The organism is Campylobacter sp. LMG 7929 (assembly GCF_024723595.1).
Lineage (GTDB): Bacteria > Campylobacterota > Campylobacteria > Campylobacterales > Campylobacteraceae > Campylobacter_D.
The window spans coordinates 73,431-81,364 of the sequence record NZ_JANQCY010000009.1; the positions used below are offsets into that span (position 1 = coordinate 73,431).

Annotated in this window: 10 protein-coding genes; 6 read left to right on the forward strand and 4 right to left on the reverse strand. The window is 28.1% G+C overall.

Going from position 1 to position 7,934, the window contains the following annotated elements:
* The first annotated feature begins 9 nt into the window (after nt 1-9).
* From CAMP5118_RS05760 to CAMP5118_RS05770, 3 genes are read left to right on the forward strand one after another with little or no spacing between them, the layout of a single operon-like run.
* The gene (locus CAMP5118_RS05760) at nt 10-996 is read left to right on the forward strand and encodes a L,D-transpeptidase family protein (protein WP_442863231.1); all 987 of its coding nucleotides are present in this window, start codon (nt 10-12) and stop codon (nt 994-996) included.
* Nucleotides 996-2,003, forward strand: coding sequence for an alanine racemase (locus CAMP5118_RS05765; protein WP_337216832.1), 1,008 nt, complete (start codon nt 996-998; stop codon nt 2,001-2,003). The genes CAMP5118_RS05760 and CAMP5118_RS05765 overlap by 1 nt, the downstream gene beginning before the upstream one ends.
* A 37-nt stretch (nt 2,004-2,040) precedes the next feature.
* Complete coding sequence (locus CAMP5118_RS05770; protein WP_012661838.1) at nt 2,041-2,250, forward strand: hypothetical protein; 210 nt, start codon at nt 2,041-2,043, stop codon at nt 2,248-2,250.
* Nucleotides 2,251-2,253: 3 nt separating this feature from the next.
* On the opposite strand, the gene CAMP5118_RS05775 is transcribed toward CAMP5118_RS05770, so the two are convergent.
* Genes CAMP5118_RS05775 through hemB form a run of 4 tightly spaced genes read right to left on the reverse strand, consistent with a single transcriptional unit; the run spans nt 2,254 to nt 6,334 of the window.
* A complete protein-coding gene (locus tag CAMP5118_RS05775) occupies nt 2,254-3,522 on the reverse strand; it encodes a (Fe-S)-binding protein (RefSeq protein ID WP_263679652.1) in 1,269 nt (422 codons plus the stop codon).
* Between the two features lies 1 nt (nt 3,523).
* Complete coding sequence (gene hemN, locus CAMP5118_RS05780; protein WP_263679653.1) at nt 3,524-4,879, reverse strand: oxygen-independent coproporphyrinogen III oxidase; 1,356 nt, start codon at nt 4,877-4,879, stop codon at nt 3,524-3,526.
* Nucleotides 4,866-5,351, reverse strand: coding sequence for a DUF2603 domain-containing protein (locus tag CAMP5118_RS05785; RefSeq protein WP_263679654.1), 486 nt, complete (start codon nt 5,349-5,351; stop codon nt 4,866-4,868). The genes hemN and CAMP5118_RS05785 overlap by 14 nt, the downstream gene beginning before the upstream one ends.
* Before the next feature lie 2 nt (nt 5,352-5,353).
* Nucleotides 5,354-6,334 carry a porphobilinogen synthase gene (gene hemB / locus CAMP5118_RS05790; protein WP_337216833.1) on the reverse strand — a complete coding sequence of 327 codons (981 nt, stop codon included), beginning with the start codon at nt 6,332-6,334 and terminating at the stop codon, nt 5,354-5,356.
* Between the two features lie 69 nt (nt 6,335-6,403).
* Here hemB and ribA point away from each other — a divergent pair, with 69 nt between their 5' ends.
* From ribA to CAMP5118_RS05805, 3 genes are read left to right on the forward strand one after another with little or no spacing between them, the layout of a single operon-like run.
* Nucleotides 6,404-6,964, forward strand: coding sequence for a GTP cyclohydrolase II (ribA, locus tag CAMP5118_RS05795; RefSeq protein WP_263679656.1), 561 nt, complete (start codon nt 6,404-6,406; stop codon nt 6,962-6,964).
* A 2-nt stretch (nt 6,965-6,966) separates the two neighbouring features.
* Entirely contained in the window at nt 6,967-7,554 is a 588-nt protein-coding gene (rsmG, locus tag CAMP5118_RS05800; protein ID WP_442863232.1) for a 16S rRNA (guanine(527)-N(7))-methyltransferase RsmG, read from the forward strand.
* Entirely contained in the window at nt 7,548-7,910 is a 363-nt protein-coding gene (locus CAMP5118_RS05805; RefSeq protein WP_263664190.1) for a hypothetical protein, read from the forward strand. Before rsmG ends, CAMP5118_RS05805 begins: the two co-directional genes overlap by 7 nt.
* The last annotated feature ends 24 nt before the right edge of the window (nt 7,911-7,934 follow it).

Here is a 7,934-nt window from a genome sequence, read left to right on the forward strand (position 1 = left end):
TAAATTTTAATAGAAAGGTATAAATTGTTTAAAACTATATTAGTATTATTTAGTCTGGTTGTATTTGTAAATGCAAGCGATCTTGCAAAAATTTATTTAAATCAAGGTATTGATGCAGTTGAAAAGGTGTTAGAGCAAGAATTAAGTAAGAAAGATTTTTGGCTTGATGAGATAAAAGATAAAAATGTTAGCCTTGGTTACTATGAAGAAAATGTAGCTATTGTATTGACTAATAAAAGCGATAAAATCATTAGAGTTTATCATTATAATGATGGAAAAGTAGAAAAGAAATTTATTCAAAAAGATGTTTTAACTGGTTTGGCTGGAGATAAAGAAATAGAAGGGGATTTAAAAACTCCTATAGGTTTTTATGAGCTTGGAAAGAAATTTTATCCTGGTGACCCATATTATGGACCATTTGCTTTTGCGACAACTTATCCAAACGTTTTAGATAAAACTTTAGGTAAAACAGGTGGTGGAATTTGGATTCATGGATATCCTTTAGATGGAACGCGTTTGGATACTTATAAAACTAGAGGCTGCATTGCTGTACAAAATGATTTACTAGAAGATTTTAATAAATTAGTCGCTAATAGAAAATCATATGCAATGACAGAAGAAAAAAATAAAGTAAGAACAAACCATGAAGAAGTTGCTATTTTGTTGGCAAATTTATTTGCTTGGAAAGACAGTTGGCAAAAAAGTGACATTGACAAATACTTATCTTTTTATGATCAAAAAATATTCAAACATAAAAATAAATTTTCATATGAGCAGTTTGCAAAAAACAAACAAAGAATTTTTGCTAAAAAAGAAGAAAAAGCTATTAAATTTTCAGATCTTAGCATAAGTCCTTATCCAAATGAAAAAAATGAGAAGATTTTTAGAATAGGATTTTATGAAGATTATCGTAGTACTAATTATAAATTCAAAGGAGAAAAAGTTCTTTATGTTAAGCTAGTTGAAGATAAAATGCAAATTTTAGCTGAACAATAATGGCTTATATAAAAATCGATCGCTTAGCTTATGAGTATAATCTTGACCTAATAGCCTCTAAGGCTGGAGGTTATGAAAAAGTAATTTGTGTTTTTAAAGATAATGCTTATGGTCATGGAGCTAAACTTTTAGCTCCTATAGCTAGAGCAAAAGGTATAAATTTTATAGCCGTAAAAAATGAAGACGAAGCAAAAGAGCTTGAAAATATTTTTGATAATGTCTTAATTTTATCTCATCATCCGCATGGTAATGAAAGTGAAAAATTTATTTATGCATTAAATGCAAAAAATGACATAAAAAAGCTTAAAAAAAATACAAAAATTCATTTAGTCATAGATACAAACATGCATAGAAATGGAATTTTGCTTGAAGAAATTCAAGAAGTGATGCAAGGGTTAAAAAGTAATAATTTGATACTTCATGGAGTGATGATGCATTTTGCAGGAAGTGATGAAGTAGATGCAAGTTATTTTGTGCAAAAACAAAAATTTCAATACGCTAAAAAGTTAATTTATAATTTATTACAAGAAGAGGCTAAGAACTTAGTATTTCATTCTCATAATTCTGAAGCTTTATTTAGAGCAAATACTTTAGAAGATGATGAGTATTGTAGAGTAGGGCTTGTACAGTTTGGTTATGCGCATTTTAATAAAGACTTGCGTAGGGTTTTGAGTTTATGGGCTGAAAAATTAAGCCAAAGAGTGTTAAAAAAAGGTCAAAGTGTTGGTTATGGTGGAATGTATAGTGCAAAAGAAGATATCGAAATAGCAACTTATGATTTAGGTTATGCTGATGGGCTTTTGCGTTATGATGGTAAAAAAGATTTTTTTCTTCCTAATGGTAAAAAAATACTTGGAAAAATGTCTATGGATAGCTTTTCTTGCGAGAATGATAGTGAGGTAATTTGTGTTATGAATGATGCAAATGTTATGGCCAACTTTTTTAATACTATTAATTATGAAATTTTAGTAAAACTTTCTCCAAATTTAAAAAGAATTGTAATTTAAGATAAAAAGTACTAATATATCTAAAGAAAGGATAAATATGGCATTTTTAAATTGGGCTATTTTAATTTTATTTTTATTTATAGTGTTTTTGCTGATTAATCGTTATGAAAGAAAAATAAAGATTTTGCATAAAAATATAGAGATTTTAAAAAATGAATGCAAGAAAAATAGTGAAAACATAGAACAAAATAGAATTTTAATAGAAAAAAATAGATCAAACATTGAAGATATTAAACATCAAGATTAGTTTTCAATCTTGAAGTGTTTTAGCTATAAGTTCTAATGGGTGTAAAAATCTTGTGGAAATTTTTTCATGCTCTAATGCATTTGAAATTTGCATTCTACAAGCTGAGCACTCTGCACTAATGATTTCTACATTACTTTTTTGTATGTTTTGAGCTTTTTTTATGCCAACTTGCAAAGCTTTTTCATAATGATCAGTTTGCATGCTAACTCCACCAAAACCACAGCACTCATTTGACTTGATAAGTTCTTTAAAAGCATAATTTTGCTTTAGTAAAGCTCTTGGTTCTTTAAAAACTCCTTGCATTTTTCTTGCATGGCAAGGATCATGATATGCGATTTTTGTATTTGTTTTTTTCTTTGTTTTTAAAAGTTCTTCTAAATTAGTGTATTCATAAAAATATTTTGTTGCAAGTAGTATTTTACTGGAAATATTTTTAGCTCTTATTGCCCATTCTTCATCATTTTGCATATGGAAAAAATGTTCATAGTCTATATTAATCATCGCAGAGCAGGTCGCTTCTGGGATAATGATATAATCTAGTGTTTTTAATTTTTCCTCAAAATAAATGATATTTTTTTTAGCTAATTTTTCTACGCTGTTAAAATCTCCGGTAAAATAATGAGGAGCACCACAACAAGATTGATCTTTTAATAAATCTACATTGATTTTAAGATGTTTACAAATTTCAAGCAAGGCAAAACCTGTATTAGTGTAGGAATAATTAGATAAACAACCTATAAAAAGTCCTATAGTTTTTTCGCCTTGATTGTTTATAAAATCAGGATTAGAGGCTAAAAAACTTTTCTTAGCTAAAGAAGGCAATAAGCGGTCTTTTTTGATTAATGGTAGGCTAAATTTAGCTTTCATTCCTAAATTTTTATGTTGCAAGCTAAAAGCACAACTTTGAAAAACATAGCCTAATCTTGCTAAGATATCTAAAATCTTTCTGTGTCTTAAAAAAAAGAAAGCAAGCTTTTTATACCATGCTATGCCAAATTTTTGAGCTATATCAAAGCGTGCTTTTTCAATAGCACTATCTACTCTTAAATGACTTGGACAAACTTCAACGCAATTTGTACATAAAAAACATGATTCGAAAGTTTTTTTAAGATTTTTATCAAGTTCTAGTTCTTGATTTTTATAAGCACTAATTAAATCCAAAAAACCACGAGGAGAAGTGCTCTCATCGCGGTTTATCTCATGTATAGTACAAACTGGTATGCATTTGCCACATTTTACGCAAGCGTTAGAAATTTCATTAACATTTAGCATATTAAACCGTTTTAGAAAATACTTTTTTATCTTCGCTAATGCGTTTTAAATATTTATCAAAACACATAGCAATATTACGTATTAAAAGTACTCCTGTTTCATTAACTTTGATATAATTTTCATCTATAGTGACAAATTCGCTTAGTTCTTCAAGTTCTTTTAAATCTTGTTTAAAATATTCAAAAAAATCAATCTTAAATTTATTTTCTATATTTTTTATATTAAGTGCAAAATTACTCATAAGTTCCATAATAACAGCTTTTCTTAATTCATCATCATCATCAAGCATAATACCTTTTTCACAAGGTAATCTACCTTCATCAATAGCTTTTTCATAACTTGGCATGTCTTTGAAATTTTGCATATAATGTCTTTGTCCTTCGCCTATACTTGTTAAGCCAATACCAATTAAATCAGTTCCACCTTTTGTAGTATAGCCTTGGAAATTTCTATGCAAGCTACCATTTTCTAAAGCTTTAAAAAGTTCATCTTGTGGTTTTGCAAAATGATCCATTCCTATCATTTTATAACCATTTTGAGTTAAAAATTTTTCACAGTATTCTAAAATCTGAAGTTTTACATCAGGGCTTGGTAATGTGCTTTCATCAAATTTTCTCATATTTTTTTTAAGCCAAGGCACATGTGCATAGTTAAAAATAGCAAAACGATCAGGATTGATTAGTAATGCTTTTTCTAAAGTTTGCTTAAAACTTTCTAGACTTTGATAAGGAAGACCGTAGATTAAATCCATATTTACTGAATTAATTCCCTTTTTTCTTACCATATCTACTGCGTTTTTGGTTAATTCAAAAGGTTGAATTCTATGAATTTCCTTTTGAACTTTTTCATCAAAATCTTGCACGCCAAAACTAATACGGTTAAAACCATTTTGAATCAAAACATCAGCTTGTTCTTCATTTAAAAATCTAGGATCAATCTCACAGCTTACTTCACTATCTTGGGTAAAATTCGGAAAAATGCTTTTAATTTTTAAAATCAAACTTTGTAATTGTTTGGCGCAAAAGAAAGTGGGTGTACCACCACCAAAATGCATTTGAGCTACTTCTCTTTGGGTGTTGATGATATTTGCTAAAAGATCAAGTTCTTTAAAAAGATAATTTAAATATTTTTCTTTGCTTTCTTCTTTAGCAGTATATATTACATTACAACCACAAAAATAGCAAGCGCTTCTACAAAAAGGCAAATGAAAATACAAAGACAATTGTGCTTTTTGATCTTTTAAAATTTGTATATAATCTTCATATTTAAACTGAGTGTTAAATTCTACTGCAGTAGGATAAGATGTATATCTTGGGCCTGCTTTGGAGTATTTAACAAAGCTTTTATAATCTTTCATTTGGTTTTACCTTTTGCATCATTTCTTTCATGTTAATAAACAAATTAGGATGTTTAGCATGAATATTGCTAATTAGTTGATCTAAATCAATATTTACTTCTTTTACGCCTTTGGTAACTTGATGTTTAATCTCATCCATAGCAACTGTCCAAACATCGTTAAAATCAATAGGAATTTGTTGATAAATAGCCTTTTCTAATTTGAGTTCAAAATTATCTTTTTGCACCTCTTTGGCATTTTGTAAAAACTCAATTAGGGTTTTTACTGAAAACATAGTTTTAACTTCGCCATTTTCATCTACTATAAACCATGGTTCAGGTGCTAATTCATGGCCATTTTTTAAGCTTAATTTTTTTTCTTTTTCGTTTATATGAGTTAGATGAAATATGGTTTGATTGTGTTTTTCTATACCCAAATAATTTGATAATTCATTGATGATATCTTGAGAACTTTTTTTACTTAGACTATCCAATCTTACTCCTTGTTTAATAATTTTGCAATTTCTTTTGCATGATAAGTTATGATAAGCTTAGCTCCTGCTCTTTTAAATGCAAGCATGGTTTCAAGTACTATTTTTTCATAATCAATCACACCTGCTTTTTGACCTGCTTTTAATAAAGCATATTCACCACTTACATTATATACACAAAGTGGAAGTTTGGAATGATTTGCTATATCTTTAACTACATCTAAATACGCAAGTGCTGGTTTAACCATCAAAATATCAGCACCTTGTTTTTCATCTTCTAAGCTCTCGCATAAGGCTTCTTTACCATTAGCAAAATCCATTTGATAGGTTTTTCTATCCCCATAGCTTGGCGCAGAATCAGCCACATCTCTAAAAGGTCCATAATAAGCTGAGGCAAATTTAGTAGAATAAGCCATAATAGGTAAATTCTCAAAACCATTTTCATCTAAAGTTTTTCTTAAAGTTTCAATAATGCCATCCATCATACCGCTTGGTGCTATCATATCAGCGCCATTTTTGGCATGAATTAGAGCTTGTTTGGCTGAAATTTCTAAAGTTAAATCATTATCCACACTTTTGCTTTTTGGATCAATAATACCACAATGACCATGATCAGTATACTCACAAAAACAAAGATCGGTAATCACTACTAAATTAGGAAATTTTGCCTTAATAGCTCTTAGACTTGTAGCAATCAAACCATCATTGCTCAATGCATCACTTCCACAGCTATCTTTTTTAGAACTTTCTAGCACACCAAATAAAATAATAGCTTTAATACCAAGACTAATTAGCTCTTCGCATTCTTTTAAAATTTCATCTAAGCTCATTTGAAACACACCTGGCATAGATGCGATTTCATTTTTAATATTAGTACCATTTACAACAAAAAGGGGGTAGATTAAATCATCTAAATTTAAAGTATTTTCTTTTACTAGACTTCTAATATTCTCATTTAGTCTTAATCTTCTAAAGCGTTTAAACATAAATTTCCTTTTTGTTTGTTAAAATTGCTTAAATTCTAGCATATTTTTTGTAAAAAGGTGAAGAAAATAATGACTATTCAAATTTCTGAAATAGCAAAACTTCCCACTCGTTTTGGAGAATTTAATATACAAAGTTTTAAAGAAAATGACAAAGAACATCTTTGTATTTTTAAAGGAAAATTAGAAAAAGAAGTTAATATTAGAATCCATTCAGAATGTTTAACAGGTGATGTTTTAGGAAGTTTAAAATGTGATTGCGGTGAGCAACTTGACTTTTCATTAAAATATATCCAAGAGCATGGTGGTATGGTGATTTATCTAAGACAGGAAGGAAGAGGTATAGGACTTTTTAATAAAATTAATGCTTATGCTTTACAAGATAAGGGTTTTAATACTATAGAGGCAAATCATCAATTAGGATTTAAAGCAGATGAGCGTAGTTATGAAATAGTAGATTTTATACTTAAACATTATCAGATTACTAAGATTAATCTTTTGACTAATAATCCTGAAAAACTTAGCTCTTTAAAAGGGAAAGTAAATTTAAGAATTCCTATTTTAATTGAAGCAAATCGTTTTAATAAAGATTATTTGGAAATTAAACATACGCAAATGGGGCATTTAAATTGAAAATTTATGAAGAGCAATTAAATTTTTTAAAAGATTTTGCAAATAAAGATGATTTTTACCAAAGAATCGCGCTTTATAAAGAGTTGTTAAAAAAATTTAATGCTGTGCATAATCTAACTCATCTTGAAAACATAGACGACAATATTATTGATAGTATAAAAATTTTAGACTATTGTGATTTGATTGATAAAAAAAAGGTTGTTGATGTTGGAAGTGGGGCTGGTTTTCCTGCAATATTTTTAGCATGTATTTTGGAAAATAGTAATTTTTTTCTATTTGAACCCAGTGTTAAAAAGGCTTCTTTTTTAAGAGTGATTAAAACTGAGCTTAATTTGATAAATATAAATATCATAAAAGAAAAATTACAAAATCATCCACCTTTCAAAGTAGATTTAATCACATCAAGGGCTTTGATGGATATAAAACCTTTGATTGAAATTTCAAATGGTTTTTATGATGAAAAAACTTCATTTTTGCTTTATAAAGGTAGCGAGGTTTATGATGAACTACAAGGAATGAAAGATTATAAAATTTTCAACCGTGGTTTTAGAAATTATTGTCTTTTAAAAGTAAAGGAAAAGCTATGTTAATTTTTGGACATCCTTTGATAAATATGCAAAAATTTAGTCATTATGAAAATATTTTTATTAAAACCAATGTGAATTGTTTTGAATATGATGAATCGGTTATTAAAAATGCAAAAGATGAAAAAGTAGATTTTGGTATTTTTGTTAAAAACGAAGAAGAAATTTTACTTTCTAATGCATTGGGTGCAAAATATATTTTAATAAAAGATGAAAATTTGGCAAAAATTGCATCAAAGATGGCCGAGTTTTATATGTTTGATTCTAAAATTTTATTTTTACTTGATACTTTAAAAAATAACCTGAAAAAAGCTTATGAATTAAATGTAGATGGAGTTTGCTTAAAATCCTTCATCAACTAGACTAAACCCATTAAGGGTTTAGTT